Here is a 17,201-nt window from a genome sequence, read left to right as displayed (position 1 = left end):
GCTCAACCTCAAGGCCGGTGCACCCGCAGCAGGTGAAACGTGGTGCTCGGGCTTTGTTGCACCACGTGTTCGCCATCGAGTACCTGGACCGCCAGGCGATGTTCGCCGCGGTCGATATTTTCCAGATGCAGTTCCAGTGCCGTGCCGGGTTGGCCGTAGGGCTGGTCGTCCAACAGCAGGCGCAGGCGATGGGGCCCTTGCAGGTTCGGTCGCAGCAGCACCTGCACGCTGAAGCTGCCGTTGTTGGCCCGCAATGCGCCGTCGCGCGGCAAGCCACTGACTTGCAGCACCTCATAGGGCTGCGCCACAACGGTGCGCGGCCTGGCGGCAGGTGGCGGCGTCGGTAACGGCAAGCGGGTTGGGCCGGAAATGGCATGGGTGGGCGTTGGCGCAATGGCCTGGCTGCGGGTGTCGCTTGGCGGCTGATCACTGTAGGCCGGGTTGCCCTGGGCATCGGTGTATTGATAGATCTGCGCCGTCGCCGGCAGACAGATGATCAGCAGCAGGTAGCAAACGGCAGCGCGCATGGCTGAGGGTTCCTGGGCGGCGAGGTGAGGGCCCCAGCCTAGAGCAAGGGGCCGTTCGCGGGGCGCGGGCTTAACCTTTGAACACACAAAGCTCGGCCGTGGCCCGGGTCAGGGCCAGCCTGCGCAGTGGGTCCTGGCTTGCGGCCTGGGTGGCCTGGGCCAGCCACTGCGGGCATTGCGCATCGGTGCGCGCCGGGCTGAAGTCGGCCAGTTGCTGCAGCAGGCGTTTTTGTAACTGATCGAGTTGCGGGCGGATCTGCCCCAGCAGATCGGGGCGGGCGCTGTCCGGCGCGTGGCCTTGCAGGTGCCAGGCAGACAGGTGGGCGTATTGCACCAGCTTGTTGGCTTCGATCTGCGCTGCAAAAAACTGCTCAACATCGGCGGCGGCCAGTGAGTATTGCGCGGCCTGGGCCACCGCGCCGGCAATCACTTCACGCTCCCGGGGGCGGTCTTCCACGGCTTTATGGCTGTCCCATTTGCTCAGGGCCACCTGGTCGGCTATTGCCAGGCGCGCCTCGATACTGCTCAACAACGGGGCGAGAGTGGTCGGGGCGTTGGCTGCGCAGGCGTTGCCGGCCAGCAGCAGGGTCGTCAGGGCGAGGCAGAGTGTGGCGTGCAGGGGCATGGGCGATCTCGGCTGTTGTGGGCAAGTCGGCGGCCATGATGCACGCAAAGGCGCCCGGTCTGGCAAGCGCTCGCCCTGGGCGCGGGGATTTGGCGAGCGCCGATTGTGACCTGTACCAGGCGCGCCGGTCAGTGCACGGCCTCGGCACTGGTCGGTCTGCGGCAACCGCTGGGGCCGGGGAAGGTTTGCTTGCCGGTCTCGTCATACAGGGTCTTGCAACCGGTGGGGCCCTTGTCGAAAAAGTCGCGACTCTTGATCACGCCATTGGGGTAGTAACACAGCTGCTCGCCGCTCAGGACCGCCTGGTTGTAGTTCTTGAGCTTCTGCTGGTTGATGGTCATCCACTCGAACCCGACCTTGTTGACCCGGCACTCGACCTGGCCGTTGTCGTAGTAGGTGATTTCGCTGACCTGGTCACCCTCGCCGATGACGCGCTCTCGAGTCTTGAGTCCGGTTTGCGCGTTGTATTCGCGGTATTCCTGCAGCTCGCCGTACAGGTAGTCGCGTTCGCTGGTGACCCGGCCCTGGCGGAACTCGCGGGACATGCCGCAGAGGCCGACGGTCGACTGGTAGCTTTGGAAGCGGCAGCGGGTTGCGGCGGAAAAGATCTGGCCATGCTCATCGAGCTGGGTCATCAGGCCAATGAATTCGCTGCCCTCGACGCGCCCGACCGTGGCCGGCGAACCGTCCGCGAGGAAAGTCAGGTACGGGCCCTGCTTGTTGCCGTTCTTGTAGCTCATGTCCGACAGCAGCACCTTGCCGTCGGCGCTGTAGATCAGCGAGCGACCTTCGCGCTGGCCGTTTTCGTAGGCATAGGAATACATCAACTGGCCGCTGTCGTTGTAACCCTCCTGAGTGCCCCAGAGCAGGCCGTCGCGATAGTGCTCGATGACCCGCAGCACGCCCTGGGCGTCGGTGTCGCGTAGTTCGCCCTGCATCTTGTCCGCAACAAAGCTGACGCTGTGGGTATGACCATCGGCGGCCTTGAGTTGCCAGGGCCCGCTCTTCAGGCCCCGGTCGTAGCTGCCGCTGCCGGCGGTGGTCAGCCAGGGCCCCTGGCGCAGGTCATCGCGGTAGTCGCCCCGCTCCAGCACCGCGCCACCTTCGCGGCTTTCACTGGGGCCGTTGCGCAGGTCATGGAGGTAGGTGACGAAGCCGCCGTCTTCCAGGGCTTCGGAGTCGCTCAGCTTGATGTCCCAGCGTCCTTCCCGCAGGTCGTCGCGATACAGACCGGTCATGCCGTAGCCTTCGCTTTCATTGGACAGGCTCCATTGGCCCTGGCGCTTGCCGTCGACATAGGGCCCGTGGGACCAACTGTTGGACGGTCCGGCAAAGCCCCACTCGCCGTTGCGTTGGCCATGGGTGTAAGGCCCGCGAGAGGCGATGGCCCCGTCTTCGCTGTAGGCCACCGAGGGCCCGTCTTCACTGCCGGTCAGGCGCGCGGGTTCGGTGTCCCAGGTCACGCGGCTGGCCTGGTAGTTGTAGAGCTGGCGCGGGCCGTCGACCAGGGCCGGGCTCTGGTCGCGCTGATAGGTGACGCTGAGATAGCGCCCCTGTTTTTCGCCAAAGGTCTTTTTGTAGCTGTAGGCCTCGGCACCTGGCGAGGTATTGCCCAGGGGCTGGCCGTCCTGGCCGAAGTAACCCACCAGGGTCCCGGCGCTGTGGTCGAGCTGGTCGAACTCGGCAATGCCCGAATCTTCGTAGGAAACCCGGTAATTGAGCGGCGTGAGCTGGCTCAGGGCCTGGTTCACCGTGCGTGCGTCGAGTTTGCGCTGGCCCTGGGTAATGCGGTCCAGGGCTTTTTGCAGATTGCCCAGGCGGCTGTAGAGGTGGTCGTTGTCGTCATAACGGTAGGCGCGCAGGTGATAGTTGCCCTGCAGCTTGAACAGCACCAGGCGTGTCAGGTGCTGGTTATCCAGGGCGATGTTGAACACCGACTCGATCGAGGCCTTGCCGAAATCGTCCAGCAATTGCGCCTGGCTTTGCGCCTCATCGACCGCGTAATAGCCCCGCACTCCGGCAGGCGTCTTGATAAAGGCCAGGGTCGCCGAGCTTTCCGCCAGGCCGGTGATCAGCGGATGGGCCAGGGTCTTGCCTTCGTAGAAGGGCGCAGCCTGGGCCTGGCTCAAAGCCAGGCAAGCGATCAGGCCGAGCGCGCGTGTCCATTGCATACCATTCCTTCGTCAATGCGCCGCACCGAGGGTGCGCGAGGCGCGGATTATCCACCGAAGGGGCGAGCGAAGGAACAATCGCGGCCAATGGCCGGGCAATAAAAAAGGCCTCCCGAAGGAGGCCTCTTGGTTACGCCGCTTGCGCGGGCGTCACGGGATCAGCAGCTGTAGTACAGCTCGTATTCCAGTGGGTGCACGAAGGTACGAACCTTGATTTCTTCTTCGCTTTTCAGGGCGATGTAAGCGTCGATGAAGTCGTCGCTGAAAACGCCGCCTTTGGTCAGGAACGCACGACCTTTGTCCAGCTCTTCCAGGGCTTCTTTCAGGCTGCCGCAAACTTGTGGGATCTCTTTGGCCTCTTCAGGCGGCAGGTCATACAGGTTTTTGTCAGCAGCGTCGCCAGGGTGGATCTTGTTCTGGATGCCGTCCAGGCCAGCCATCAGCAGTGCAGCGAAGCCCAGGTACGGGTTGGCTGCTGGATCCGGGAAGCGGGCTTCGATACGGCGAGCGCGAGGGCTGGACACGTAAGGAATACGGATCGAAGCGGAACGGTTGCGAGCCGAGTAGGCCAGCATCACGGGTGCTTCGAAACCTGGGACCAGACGCTTGTAGGAGTTGGTCGACGGGTTGGTGAAGCCGTTCAGGGCCTTACCGTGCTTGATGATGCCGCCGATGAAGTACAGGGCGGTGTCGGACAGGCCGGCATAACCTTCGCCAGCGAAGGTGTTCTTGCCATCTTTGGCGATGGACAGGTGAACGTGCATACCCGAGCCGTTGTCGCCGTACAGAGGCTTAGGCATGAAGGTAGCGGTACGGCCGTAGGCATCAGCCACGTTGTGTACGCAGTACTTCAGGGTCTGAACTTCGTCAGCCTTGGCTACCAGGGTGTTGAACTTGACGCCGATTTCGTTCTGGCCGGCAGTCGCCACTTCGTGGTGGTGAACTTCGATGACCAGGCCCATTTCTTCCATGGCGTTGCACATGGAGGTACGGATTTCGTGGTCGTGGTCGAACGGAGGAACCGGGAAGTAGCCGCCCTTGATACCTGGACGGTGGCCACGGTTGCCGCCTTCCACGTCCTGGTCGGACATCCACGAACCTTGTTCGGAGAAGATTTTGAACATGGAACCGGAGATGTCGGACTTGAACTTCACTTCGTCGAAGATGAAGAACTCAGGCTCCGGGCCTACGAATACGGTGTCGCCGATACCGGTCGACTTCAGGTATTCCTCGGCACGCTTGGCGATGGCCCGTGGGTCACGGTCGTAGCCTTGCATGGTCGAAGGCTCGATCACGTCGCAGACCAGGATCAGGGTCGGCTCTTCGGTGAACGGGTCGAGTACGGCAGTGGTGTCGTCCGGCATCAGGATCATGTCGGAGGCTTCGATGCCTTTCCAGCCAGCAATGGAGGAGCCGTCGAACATTTTGCCTTCTTCGAAGAAGGCGTCATCCAGCGCGTCACGGGCCGGCATGGTCACGTGGTGCTGAGTGCCTTTGGTATCAGTGAAGCGCAGATCAATCCACTTGACGTCATGATCTTTGATGAGTTGAACCGACTTCGACATAGTGTCCTCCGGGTGGCTTCGGGCTAAGTAGTGGAGTGCCCTTAGAATGTGGGTGATGCCGGCGCGAATACTCGACCAAGGCAACCTGCCTCACAAGGGAGCAAATTGCATGCCAGTGCCCCGACTTGGGTTTTCTGCCCCAAACTCACGCATATAAAGGTGCAATCCGCCGTTTTCGGGAAAATCGCGCACCGCAATGTGGCGCTGATAAATCAAAATGACCTGTTTTGGTGCATCGAAAACCATCTGTACATAAACTGGTTAAACCTTGAGCAATTTCCGCTATAATCCGCGCCCCCCTTTTTCGGCTGGCCCTGCGCGCGCTGTTTTCATGAAACTAATCGTTAAAGTTTTCCCGGAAATCACCATCAAGAGCCGCCCGGTACGGATGCGTTTCATCCGTCAGTTGGCGAAAAACATCCGTGCCGTGCTCCGCGATCTGGACCCGGCTGTGGTGGTCAATGGTGTCTGGGACAACCTCGAGCTTGAAACCGCGCTCACTGACCCCAAATCCTTGAAGGACATGACCGAGCGCCTGAGTTGCATGCCGGGCATCGCGCATTTCCTGCAGGTCGACGAGTACCCGCTGGGTGACTTCGACGACATCGTCGCCAAGTGCAAGCAGCACTTCGGCGAAGCCCTGGCGGGGAAGATTTTTTCCGTGCGCTGCAAGCGTGCCGGCAAGCATGAATTCACCTCCATGGAGGTCGAAAAATACGTCGGCAGCCAGCTGCGTCGTCAGTGCGGCGCCGCCGGAATCTCCCTGAAAGAGCCGGAAATCGAAGTTCGCATCGAAATTCGCGACCAACGGTTGTTTGTGATCCACAACCAGCACAACAGCATCGGCGGCTACCCCCTGGGCGCCCTGGAACAGACCCTGGTCCTGATGTCCGGCGGTTTCGATTCCACGGTGGCGGCGTACCAGATCATGCGGCGCGGGCTGATGAGCCATTTCTGCTTCTTCAACCTGGGCGGGCGTGCCCACGAATTGGGCGTGATGGAAGTTGCGCACTTTATCTGGAAGAAGTACGGCAGCTCCCAGCGCGTGCTGTTTGTCAGCGTGCCGTTCGAGGAAGTGCTGGGAGAAATTCTCGGCAAAGTCGATAACAGTCATATGGGCGTAGTATTGAAGCGTATGATGTTGCGCGCTGCGTCGAGAATCGCCGACCGCCTGGAGATCGATGCCCTGGTCACCGGTGAAGCGATTTCCCAGGTGTCGAGCCAGACGCTGCCGAACCTGTCCGTGATCGACTGCGTGACCGACAAGCTGGTGCTGCGACCGCTGATCGCCAGCCACAAGCAGGACATCATCGACCTGGCGAATGAAATCGGCACCGCCGACTTCGCCAAGCACATGCCGGAGTATTGCGGGGTCATCTCGGTGAACCCCAAGACCCACGCCAAGCGCCCGCGCGTGGAGCATGAAGAGAAAGAATTCGATATGGCGGTTCTGGAGCGTGCGCTCGAGAACGCCAAGCTGGTGCCGATCGATCGAGTGATCGACGAGTTGGGCCAGGATTTGCAGATCGAAGAAGTCAGCGAAGCGCTGGCCGGCCAGATCGTGATCGACATCCGTCACCCGGATGCTCAGGAAGATCAGCCGCTGGAGCTTGCTGGCATTGAGGTACAAGCGATGCCGTTTTATGCACTGAACGCTCGTTTCAAGGAACTGGACCCTACTCGCCAGTACCTGCTCTATTGCGACAAAGGCGTGATGAGTCGCCTGCATGCCCACCATTTGCTCAGTGAGGGACATGCCAATGTGCGCGTTTATCGACCGAGCTAAGTGCCCGGGGATGTTTGCCTGTGGCCTGCGTCACCGGCCCCCCGACGCCGCCGTCGAGCTGTAACGGCTTTACGGACGCAACGTTAATCGCTGCCACGACCTGTCAGCACACCGAATCCTCTGATCGAGATACACAAGTGATCGAAAATCTACGCAACATCGCCATCATTGCTCACGTTGACCACGGTAAAACCACCCTGGTAGACAAACTCTTGCGTCAATCCGGCACTCTGGAGCGCAACGAGCTCAACGACGAGCGCGTGATGGACTCCAACGACCAGGAGAAAGAGCGCGGTATTACCATTCTGGCGAAAAACACCGCCATCAACTGGAACGGCTACCACATCAACATCGTGGACACCCCGGGCCACGCCGACTTCGGCGGCGAAGTTGAACGTGTAATGTCGATGGTTGACTCCGTTCTGCTGCTGGTTGATGCCCAGGACGGCCCTATGCCGCAAACCCGTTTTGTGACCAAGAAGGCTTTCGAAGCCGGCCTGCGTCCAATCGTGGTAATCAACAAGGTTGACCGTCCAGGCGCGCGTCCGGACTGGGTTCTGGACCAGATCTTCGACCTGTTCGACAACCTGGGTGCTACCGAAGAACAGCTGGACTTCAAAGTGGTTTACGCCTCCGCCCTGAACGGTATTGCTGGTCTTGACCACACCGACATGGCTGAAGACATGACCCCGCTGTACCAGTCGATCGTCGACAACGTACCAGCACCAGCCGTTGACCGTGACGGTCCGTTCCAGATGCAAATCTCGGCTCTGGACTACAACAGCTTCCTGGGTGTTATCGGCGTTGGCCGTATCGCTCGTGGTCGCGTCAAGCCGAACACTCCGGTCGTGGCTATCGACGCCGACGGCAAGAAGCGCAACGGTCGTATCCTCAAGCTGATGGGTCACCACGGCCTGCACCGCATCGACGTTGAAGAAGCAGCTGCCGGCGACATCGTCTGCATCAGCGGCTTCGACCAGCTGTTCATCTCCGACACCCTGTGCGACCCAACCGCTGTTGAAGCGATGAAGCCGCTGACCGTTGACGAGCCAACCGTTTCCATGACCTTCCAGGTAAACGACTCGCCATTCTGCGGTAAAGAAGGCAAGTTCGTGACCAGCCGTAACATCAAGGAACGTCTGGACAAAGAGCTGCTCTACAACGTTGCTCTGCGCGTTGAAGAAGGCGACTCGGCTGACAAGTTCAAGGTCTCCGGCCGTGGTGAGCTGCACCTCTCGGTACTGATCGAAACCATGCGTCGCGAAGGCTTCGAAATGGGTGTTGGTCGTCCGGAAGTGATCATCCGCATGGTTGACGGCGTGAAGCACGAACCGTACGAAAACGTGACCATCGACCTGCCGGAAGAATCGCAAGGTTCGATCATGGAGCAGATCGGTATCCGTAAAGGCGACCTGACCAACATGGTTCCGGATGGCAAGGGCCGTGTGCGCCTTGAGTACAACATCCCGGCTCGTGGCCTGATCGGTTTCCGTAACGAGTTCCTGACCCTGACCTCCGGTGCAGGCATCCTGACCTCGATCTTCGACCGTTACGACGTGATGAAGTCCGGCGACATGTCCGGCCGTCAGAACGGCGTGCTGGTATCGGTTGCTACCGGTAAGGCGCTGACCTACTCGCTGGAAACCCTGCAGTCCCGTGGCAAGCTGTTCATCGAACACGGCCAGGACATCTATGAAGGTCAAATCGTTGGTCTGAACAGCCGCGACAACGACCTGGGTGTGAACCCAACCAAAGGCAAGAAGCTCGACAACATGCGTGCTTCGGGTAAAGACGAAACCATCGCTCTGGTTCCGCCTGTACGTTTCACTCTGGAGCAAGCTCTGGAATTCGTACAAGAAGACGAGCTGTGTGAAGTCACTCCTAAGTCCATCCGTCTTCGCAAGAAGATCCTGGGCGAAAGCGAGCGTACCCGCGCTGCCAAGAAAAGCAGTAACTAAGTCATTTAGTTAGCTGCAAAAAAACGCCCCCGACCGCAAGGTCGGGGGCGTTTTTGTTTGTCTGGGCTTTATGGCCTGGCAACGACCTTGTGGCGAGGGAGCTTGCTCCCGTTGGGCTGCGCAGCAGCCCTAAAGCAGATCGACCCGATCTACCTGAAAGACCGCGCCAGCCTTATTGGGGTCGCTTCGCAACCCAGCGGGAGCAAGCTCCCTCGCCACAGGTAGGCTATTTAAAACTTCTCGAGGGTGCGCAGCTTGGTTTCGCGCACCACTTCCTTGGGCTTGTAGGCGCAGTAGCCTGGGCGCGGCCCGATTTTCGGGTGGTTGCGGCAGGTGTCGGGGCGCTTGTCATAAATAGTGCAGAAGCGGCTTTTACGATCCAGGTACAGGCAGTCGTCGTTGCTCATGCGCTGCAGGGTGAAGATCTCGGACTTGGCGTTGAAGCGCTCGACGATGCCTTCTTTCTGCAAACGCTTGGCGATGTTCTTCGGCGGATCGCCACGCTCGAACTCATCGACGATGCCGATGCGGATCAGGTCCTTGATCTTCACCTCGACCGGCAGGGTGCAGCAGCTCGACACACAGCCGCCGCACATATGGCTCGAGTATTTCTGCCAGGTCTCGAGACGGTCGAGTTCCGCGGCGGCGATCAGTTGAGGCTTCATCAGGTTTCCAAGAGGGGGCTTTATCCGGGCGCGCGATCATACCGGGATTGGTGGTTTTTTGAACAATATTTTGCAGCTTTCAGCTCGAAGGCTGCTTTGGCGAATAAACGGGCACGGCCCCTGCATCTAATTAGCGCAAAGGTGAATGAGTTTAAAAACTGCCGAACCAGAGCGTCTACCGTCTGTCAGACCGTCTAGGCTCTAGCAACTCCTTCTATCTCGCCCGAGGTCGCATCGATGTCTCAGGAACCGCTTGTACGAGAAGCAGAGGTAGCCGCATTCCGCGATGCCGTCTTGACCAAACTCACCTACGCGGTGGGCAAGGACCCGGATCACGCCTTTGACCATGACTGGTTCGAAGCCATTGCCCTGGCGGCGCGTGATCATATGGTCGAACACTGGATGGACCACACCCGGCAGATCTACCGCAAGGGTCAGAAGCGGGTGTACTACCTGTCCCTGGAATTCCTTATCGGCCGCCTGCTGTATGACAGCCTGAGCAACCTGGGGCTGCTCGACGTGGCGCGCGATGCCCTCACCGAACTGGGCGTCGACCTGGAACGCATTCGCCTGCTGGAGCCGGATGCGGCCCTGGGCAACGGTGGCCTGGGGCGCCTGGCGGCGTGCTTCATGGAAAGCATGTCGACCCTGGGCATCGCCGGCCATGGCTACGGCATTCGTTATGAGCACGGGCTGTTCCGCCAGGCCATCGTCGATGGCTGGCAGCAGGAGCAGACCGAGCACTGGCTGGATTTCGGCAACCCCTGGGAGTTCGAGCGTGCCGAGGTGATCTACCCGATCGGCTTTGGCGGCGGAGTCGAAACCCTGCTCGATGCCAGCGGCAAATCGATCCAGGTCTGGACCCCCAGTGAAACCGTGCGCGCGGTGGCCTATGACACGCCGGTAGTGGGCTGGCGCGGTGCCAGCGTGAATACCCTGCGCCTGTGGCGCGCGCGGGCGGTGGAAGACTTGCACCTGGAACGCTTCAACGCCGGCGACCACTTGGGCGCGGTGGCGGAGGTCGCCCGGGCAGAAAGCATCTCCCGTGTGCTGTACCCGGCCGACAGCACCGAAGCGGGGCAGGAACTGCGTCTGCGCCAGGAATATTTCTTTGTCTCGGCCTCGCTGCAAGACCTGCTGCGTCGCCACAAAAACATGCACGGCTCGGTGCTCAGCCTGGGCGAGCATGCGGCGATCCAGCTCAACGACACCCACCCCTCGATCGCCGTGGCCGAGCTGATGCGACAGCTGGTCGACCTGCACGACATCGCCTGGGATGCGGCCTGGCAAGTCACCGTGGAAACCCTGGCCTACACCAACCACACCTTGCTCCCCGAAGCCCTGGAAACCTGGCCGGTCGGCCTGATGGAACGCATGTTGCCGCGGCATATGCAGATCATTTACCTGATCAACGCCCAGCACATCGATTCGCTGCGGGCCAAGGGCATCCATGACTTCGACGTGCTGCGCGCGGTGTCGCTGATCGAGGAAGACAATGGCCGTCGGGTGCGCATGGGCAACCTGGCGTTTCTCGGCTCCCACAGCGTCAACGGCGTGTCCGGGCTGCACACCCAACTGATGCGCAGCACGGTGTTTTCGGAGCTGCACAAGCTGTATCCGGAACGTATCAACAACAAGACCAACGGCATCACCTTCCGCCGCTGGCTGTATCAGGCCAATGCCCAACTGACGGCGATGATGGTCGAGGCGGTCGGCCCCGAGTTGCTGGACAACCCCGAAGAGCTGCTGCTGAAGCTGGAGCCCTTTGCCGAAAAACCCGGGTTCCGCAAACAGTTCGCCGAGCAGCGTCTGCACAGCAAGCGCGCCCTGGCGGCGATCATTCATGAGCGCCTGGGGATTTCGGTCAACCCGGCGGCCATGTTCGATGTGCAGGTCAAGCGCATCCACGAGTACAAGCGCCAGTTGCTCAACCTGCTGCACACCGTGGCGCTGTACCAGGCGATCCGCGCCGAGCCGGAAACCGACTGGGTGCCGCGGGTGAAGATCTTCGCCGGCAAGGCCGCCGCCAGTTATCACCAGGCCAAGCTGATCATCAAGCTGACCAACGACATCGCGCGCACGGTCAACAACGACCCCACCGTGCGCGGCCTGCTCAAGGTGGTGTTCCTGCCCAACTACAACGTCAGCCTGGCGGAAAGCATCATCCCGGCGGCCGACCTCTCGGAGCAGATCTCCACCGCGGGCTTCGAGGCCTCAGGCACCAGCAACATGAAGTTCGGCCTGAACGGCGCGCTGACCATCGGCACCCTGGACGGCGCCAACGTCGAGATGTGCGAGCGCGTGGGCGCCGATCACATGTTTATCTTCGGCCTCACTGCCCAGCAGGTGGAAGCCCGCAAGCGTAACGGCGAGTTCAGCGCGGCGCCGGATATCGCCGCCTCCCACCGGCTCAACGATGTGTTGCAGGCCATCCGTGGCGGGGTGTTTTCGCCGGACGATCCGTCGCGCTACACCGGGCTTATCGATTCACTGATTGACTACGACCGCTTCCTGGTCTGTGCCGACTTCGATTCCTACTGGGCCGCCCAGGCCCGGGTCGAAGAGCGCTGGCACGATTCCAAGGAATGGTGGCGTTCAGCAGTGCTCAACAGTGCGCGGATGGGCTGGTTCTCTTCGGACCGAACCATTCGCGAGTACGCCACGGAAATCTGGAAGGCTCTGGAGTAACCGCTTTCAGAGAATTCTAGAAATGCGCACAAGGCCCAACGTTTGTTGGGCCTTGTCGATATACTGGGCGCCAGTTTTTTCTGCGGCTGCTGGCGGCAGGATCTGATTCGGTGCTTAGGGATATCGACCATGCAATGGATTTTCATGCTGATAGGGCTGGTGCTGGGCTGGGTGCTCGATGAGTCCTTCAGCGACGCACTGATCGGCGCGCTGCTGGGTCTGGGCATTGGCCTGGCGGTCCGGGTGGGTGGCCTGAGTGCCCAGGCCCGCGAGCTGCACCGCGAGCTGCAGCAGGCCAAAACCGCGCTGGCAGCCCTCGGCCAGCGTCTGTCCTCCCTTGAGCGCAGTGGCGTCAGCACGCCTGAGCCGGCCCCGGCCAGCGAAGCGCCCAGCGTCCACCCGGCGCCCACGCCGGAAGCTGCGCTGCCGATTCTGCTGGCCCAGTCTGCAAAACCTCAGCCGCCACCGGTTGTCGAGCCTGCGCCCGGGGAATTGGTCTGGGAACTGCCACCCACACTGCAACCGAGCCCGGCAACCACTCGCGAATTCAGCCAGGCCCCGCCGGCCGACGTCCTGCGCCAGGCGCAGCCTGCGCGCCAGCCGATAGCGCCAGCGGCCCCCGCCGAACCCTTGGAACCCAACCTGATCGAACGCGCCATCAGCGGCGCGCGCGCTTGGCTGTTTGGCGGCAACACTGTGCTGCGGGTGGGTGTGCTGCTGTTGTTCCTCGGCCTGGCCTTCCTGTTGCGCTATGCCACCGAAGGCATGGTGGTGCCGATTGAATTGCGTTACGCCGGGGTTGCCGCCAGCGCCCTGGGGTTGCTGGGCCTGGGCTGGTGGCTGCGGCTGCGCAACAGCAACTACGGGCTGATGCTGCAAGGCACGGGGATCGGCGTGCTGTACCTGACGGTCTTTGCGGCCATGCGCCTGCACCCGCTGCTCGACCCATCGGCAGCCCTGGGACTGTTGGTGGCGGTCACACTGTTCTCGGCGATCCTGGCTGTGACCCAGGATGCCCTGGGCCTGGCCGCCGCCGCTGCCCTGGGCGGCTTTGCCGCGCCGATCCTGACCTCCACCGGAGCCGGCAGCCACGTCGCTTTATTCAGCTACTTCGCCCTGCTCAATGCCGGGATCCTCGCCATCGCCTGGTTCAAGGCCTGGCGCCTGCTGAACCTGATCGGTTTTGTCGGCACCTTCGGCATCGGTTTCGCCTGGGGCCTGCGCTCCTACGAGCCGCAGCTGTTGTGGAGCACCGAGCCGTTCCTGGTGGTGTTCTTCCTGATGTACCTGGCGATCGGTCTGCTGTTCGCCCGGCGCACACTCATGGACCTGCCCGATGCGCCGCAAGACGCCAGCCGCGAGGCACTGCTGCGCTGGTCGGCGCGCAAGGGCGACTACGTCGACGGCAGCATGCTGTTCGGCCCGCCGCTGGTAGGCTTCGGCCTGCAGTTCGCGCTGGTGCAGCACCTGGAGTTCGGCGCGGCGTTCAGTGCCCTGGCGCTGGGCATCCTCTACATGGGCCTGGCCCGCGTGCTGAGCAGCGGCCGCGCCTTGCTGCTGGGCGAGACCTGCCTGGCCCTGGGCGTGATTTTCGCCAGCCTGGCGATTCCCCTGGGCCTGGACGCACGCTGGACCAGCGCCGCCTGGGCGGTCGAAGGCGCGGGGATCTTCTGGCTCGGCTTGCGCCAGCAACGGCCATTGGCCCGGGCATTTGCCTTGTTGCTGCAACTGGGCGCGGCGGTGGCCTTCCTCGGCGAATTGCGCCCCGGCAGCAACAGCCTGCTGGATGGCGCGCCCCTGGGCGCGCTGTTGTTGGGTGCTGCGCTGCTGTTCAGCTTTTATCAACTGCGCAAGGCCCAACCGCAGCATGTGTCGAGTTGGGAGCAAGGGCTGTTGCCGATTCTGGCCTGCCTGGGCTTGAGCTTCCTGTACCTGTTGGCGCCGTTGTTCTTCTTCACCCACGGCACCGCCATCGGTTGGGCCCTGGCCGGTTTGGCGACGCTGTTTGTCGGCCTGCGCCTGCAATCGCGGACCTTCCTGTTCACGGCCTTTGCCGTGCAGCTGTTGGGCGGTGCGTTGTTTCTGTTGCGCCTGCAAGGCGCCGAAGGCGATTCCACGGCAGTGTTCAGCGCCGGCTGGAATGGCCTGCTCAGCGCCTCGCTGATTGGCCTGGCGCTGATCGGCGGCATGTTGCTGGCTGCCCGGGACGACATGGTGCGCAACGATGTGCGCTTGCTGCGCGGGTTGTCGGTGGTGCTGCTGGCCGGCTTGATGATGATCAACCTCGCGGTGCTGTTTGTCCTGCCGTGGTCCATCGCCAGCGGGGTGTGGGCGGCCAGTGGCCTGTTGATCATCTGGCTGAGCCTGTATTTGCAGCAGCGCGCCAGTTTCGTTTTCGGTTTGCTGTTGCAGGTGATCGGCGGCAGCGCCTTCCTGTTGGCCGGTGCCGACTGGTTCGGCCCGTTGCTCAGCGAAGGCCTGCGGCCGTTGGCCAACGCTGACTTCTGCACGCCGATGGTGCTGGCCCTGGCCGCGCTGGTCGGCGCCTGGCGCCTGCAACGCGGGAGCCATGGCCCGGTGTTCGACGCCTTGAAGCTGGGACACCTGTCGGATCTGTTGCTGGCCTGGGGCGCCTGCTGGTGGAGTTTTGCCCTGGTCCGGGAAGTGCTGCGCTTTGCCCCTGTGCACCTGCAAGGCAGCCTGTTGCTGGCGATTGCCGCGCTCAGTGTGCTGCTCTGGGCCTGGTTGGCACTGCGCCTGAAGTGGGCCTCGCTGGGCCTGCTGTGCAGCCTGTTGATGCCGGTGGCTGCGCTGGTGCTGATCGCCTCCTGGCATTCGCGTTACCACCCGGCCGCGAGTGTTGGCTGGCTGGCCTGGACGCTGGTGTTCGCGGTGCATTTCTTCAGCCTGCGGCGCCTGGCGTCGATGCTGCCGGCGCGGCTGCAAAGCGCTGCCCATGTGCTCGGTTGCTGGTTGCTGATCGGCGTGCTGGCCCTGGAGCTGCGCTACGGCCTGCTGCTGTTGTCCGAGCAGTACAACGCCTGGCGCTGGTTGGGCTGGGCGATTCTGCCGAGCCTGTACCTGGTGCTGATGGCCGCGCCGCGGGCCTGGCCATGGCCGGTGGCGGCCCATGCCCGCGAGTATCGGCTGTACGCGGCATTGCCCCTGGCGGTGTTGATGCTGGGCTGGCTCTGGCTGGCGAACATCGCCAGCGACGGCAGCGCCGAGCCTCTGCCGTACCTGCCATTGCTCAACCCGCTGGAACTGGGGCTGCTGTTTGCCTTGTTCGGGGTTTATATGTGGTCGCGCAGCGCGGTGGAGCAATGGGCGATCCGTGTCGACTACGCCGAGCGCGGCACCCAGGCCGTGGCGGGGATTTCGCTGTTCGCGTTCTTCACCGCACTGGTGATGCGTGCCGCGCACCATTGGAGCGGGGTGCCGTACGAGCTCGATGCGTTGCTCGGCTCGATGCGGGTGCAGGCCGGGTTGTCCATCGTCTGGACCCTGATTGCCCTGGGGCTGATGATCGGCGGCCACCTGCGCCATCGCCGCGAGGTCTGGCTGGTGGGGGCGGGGTTGATCGCCCTGGTGGTCGCCAAGCTGTTCTTTGTCGAATTGAGCAACCGTGGCGGGCTGGCGCGGATCGTGTCGTTTATCGGCGTTGGGGTGTTGCTGCTGGTGGTCGGCTATTTCGCCCCGCTGCCGCCCAAGCGCGTCGAGGCAGAGCCGGATCAACCCCGGCCAGAGCCTGAAACCGAAGGAGTGTCGTCTTGAAGCAGAACCTGAACCTGGGGTGGCTGGGGGCACTGGGCCTATGTGTGGCGCTGTCGGCCACAGCCCAGGAAAAACCTGCGGACTTCAAGTCCCAGTTGCCGCTGAGCCTGAGTGGCGAGGGCCCCTGGTACCGCCTGGAACTGCCGCTGGCGGCGCAGCTCAATGCCAGCCAGAGCGATCTGGGTGATATCCGCGTGTTCAACGCTGCCGGCGAACCCCAGGCATATGCCCTGGCCCGCGAACAGGCCGAAACCCGCGAACAGCGCAGCTTGACCGAGGTCAAGTGGTTCCCGCTGTACAGCTCGGCGGATGCCAGCGAAGCGGCGCCGAGCGTGCGCGTGCAGTCGAGCGCCAGCGGGACCCTGGTCGAGGTGCAGCCGTCCAGCCAGCTTGAGGCCGGTGAAGAGGTGCTGCGGGGGTGGTTGCTGGACGCCAGCGCGATCAAGGCACCCTTGCAGCAACTGGTGCTCGACTGGACCAGCGAGCGCGATGGTTTCCAGCGTTTCAGCATCGAGGCCAGCGACGACCTGCAACATTGGCAGGCCTGGGGAGAGGGGCAGGTGGCGCGGCTGTCGTTTGCCGATGAGCGCATCGAGCAGCATGAAGTCGGCTTGCCCGGGCAGTCGGCGCGTTACCTGCGCCTGCTGTGGAGCGCCCCGCAATCAGCGCCGATCCTGACCTCGGCGCAACTGCAAAGCACCAGCACCAGCAGCCTGCCGTTGCCCCTGCTGTGGTCGCAGCCGCTGGCCGGCAGCAGCCCCAAGGCCGGGGAATACATCTGGCAGTTGCCGACGGGGTTGAATGTCGAGCGCCTGCAGGTCGAGCTGAGCCAGCCCAACAGCCTGGCCCCGGTGACCCTGTACGGGCGCCGCGACAACAACCAACCCTGGCAGCCGCTGACCAGTGGCTTGCTCTATCGCCTGACCCAGAATGGCCAGGACGTGGTGCAGAACGATCTGCAACTGACCGGGCGCAACGTGCAGCAACTGAGGTTGATGGTGGACGAGCGCGGCGGTGGCCTGGGTGCCGAGGCCCCGGCCTTGAAGGTTGCCGTGCGTGCCACGCAACTGGTGTTCCTGGCCCGTGGCGCCGGCCCCTACACCCTGGCGCTGGGCAACCCCACGGTCGCAGCGGCGAACCTGCCATTGGCCACCCTGATCCCTGACTACAGCCCGCAACGCCTCAAGGCCCTGGGCCAGGCCCGGGTCGATGGCGCGCTGCAGCTGGCTGCGTCCACCGCCACCCCCTCGGTCGCCCCGCAAGCGAGCGGGCCGGACTGGAAGAAAATCGCCCTGTGGGCAGTCTTGCTGCTCGGGGTACTGGCCCTGGGCGCCATGGCCTTCAGCCTGTTGCGCAAACCCGCGGCGAAAACCTGATCGCCGTTGACATCACCGGCGGTGGCCAGGGCGCCTGCTCTTGCGCCACCGCCGATTGGCGGGGCC

At 62.7% G+C, this 17,201-nt stretch carries 10 protein-coding genes; 5 read left to right on the top strand and 5 right to left on the bottom strand.

Going from position 1 to position 17,201, the window contains the following annotated elements; translation table 11 throughout:
* Window positions 1–8 precede the first annotated feature (8 nt).
* The 4 genes from AC19YX_RS11355 to glnA form a co-directional block, all read right to left on the bottom strand.
* Window positions 9–527, bottom strand: coding sequence for a DUF4124 domain-containing protein (locus tag AC19YX_RS11355; protein ID WP_421547617.1), 519 nt, complete (start codon window positions 525–527; stop codon window positions 9–11).
* Between the two features lie 70 nt (window positions 528–597).
* Window positions 598–1,152, bottom strand: coding sequence for a chorismate mutase (locus AC19YX_RS11350; protein WP_421547616.1), 555 nt, complete (start codon window positions 1,150–1,152; stop codon window positions 598–600).
* Window positions 1,153–1,280: 128 nt separating this feature from the next.
* Window positions 1,281–3,323 carry a hypothetical protein gene (locus AC19YX_RS11345; RefSeq protein ID WP_500606264.1) on the bottom strand — a complete coding sequence of 681 codons (2,043 nt, stop codon included), beginning with the start codon at window positions 3,321–3,323 and terminating at the stop codon, window positions 1,281–1,283.
* A 158-nt stretch (window positions 3,324–3,481) separates the two neighbouring features.
* Window positions 3,482–4,888 carry a glutamate--ammonia ligase gene (gene glnA, locus AC19YX_RS11340; RefSeq protein WP_020299521.1) on the bottom strand — a complete coding sequence of 469 codons (1,407 nt, stop codon included), beginning with the start codon at window positions 4,886–4,888 and terminating at the stop codon, window positions 3,482–3,484.
* Window positions 4,889–5,219: 331 nt separating this feature from the next.
* Between glnA and thiI the strand changes: the two genes are divergently transcribed.
* Window positions 5,220–6,674 carry a tRNA uracil 4-sulfurtransferase ThiI gene (thiI, locus tag AC19YX_RS11335; RefSeq protein WP_078469407.1) on the top strand — a complete coding sequence of 485 codons (1,455 nt, stop codon included), beginning with the start codon at window positions 5,220–5,222 and terminating at the stop codon, window positions 6,672–6,674.
* 137 nt (window positions 6,675–6,811) lie between these two features.
* Window positions 6,812–8,632, top strand: a complete 1,821-nt coding sequence (typA, locus tag AC19YX_RS11330) for a translational GTPase TypA (protein WP_020299519.1) — start codon at window positions 6,812–6,814, stop codon at window positions 8,630–8,632.
* Between the two features lie 230 nt (window positions 8,633–8,862).
* Here typA and AC19YX_RS11325 read toward each other — a convergent pair whose 3' ends face one another.
* Complete coding sequence (locus AC19YX_RS11325) at window positions 8,863–9,297, bottom strand: YkgJ family cysteine cluster protein (RefSeq protein ID WP_020299518.1); 435 nt, start codon at window positions 9,295–9,297, stop codon at window positions 8,863–8,865.
* Between the two features lie 237 nt (window positions 9,298–9,534).
* Between AC19YX_RS11325 and AC19YX_RS11320 the strand changes: the two genes are divergently transcribed.
* The 3 genes from AC19YX_RS11320 (at window position 9,535) to AC19YX_RS11310 (ending at window position 17,135) form a co-directional block, all read left to right on the top strand.
* A complete protein-coding gene (locus AC19YX_RS11320) occupies window positions 9,535–11,985 on the top strand; it encodes a glycogen/starch/alpha-glucan phosphorylase (protein ID WP_078469408.1) in 2,451 nt (816 codons plus the stop codon).
* A 129-nt stretch (window positions 11,986–12,114) separates the two neighbouring features.
* Window positions 12,115–15,759: a DUF2339 domain-containing protein gene (locus tag AC19YX_RS11315; RefSeq protein ID WP_500606263.1), complete on the top strand. Its 3,645-nt coding sequence runs from the start codon at window positions 12,115–12,117 to the stop codon at window positions 15,757–15,759.
* Window positions 15,756–17,135 carry a DUF3999 domain-containing protein gene (locus tag AC19YX_RS11310; RefSeq protein ID WP_500606262.1) on the top strand — a complete coding sequence of 460 codons (1,380 nt, stop codon included), beginning with the start codon at window positions 15,756–15,758 and terminating at the stop codon, window positions 17,133–17,135. The genes AC19YX_RS11315 and AC19YX_RS11310 overlap by 4 nt, the downstream gene beginning before the upstream one ends.
* The last annotated feature ends 66 nt before the right edge of the window (window positions 17,136–17,201 follow it).

It is taken from the genome of Pseudomonas sp. MF09150, from assembly GCF_059862355.1.
This window is presented reverse-complemented; position numbering and strand designations above follow the sequence as displayed.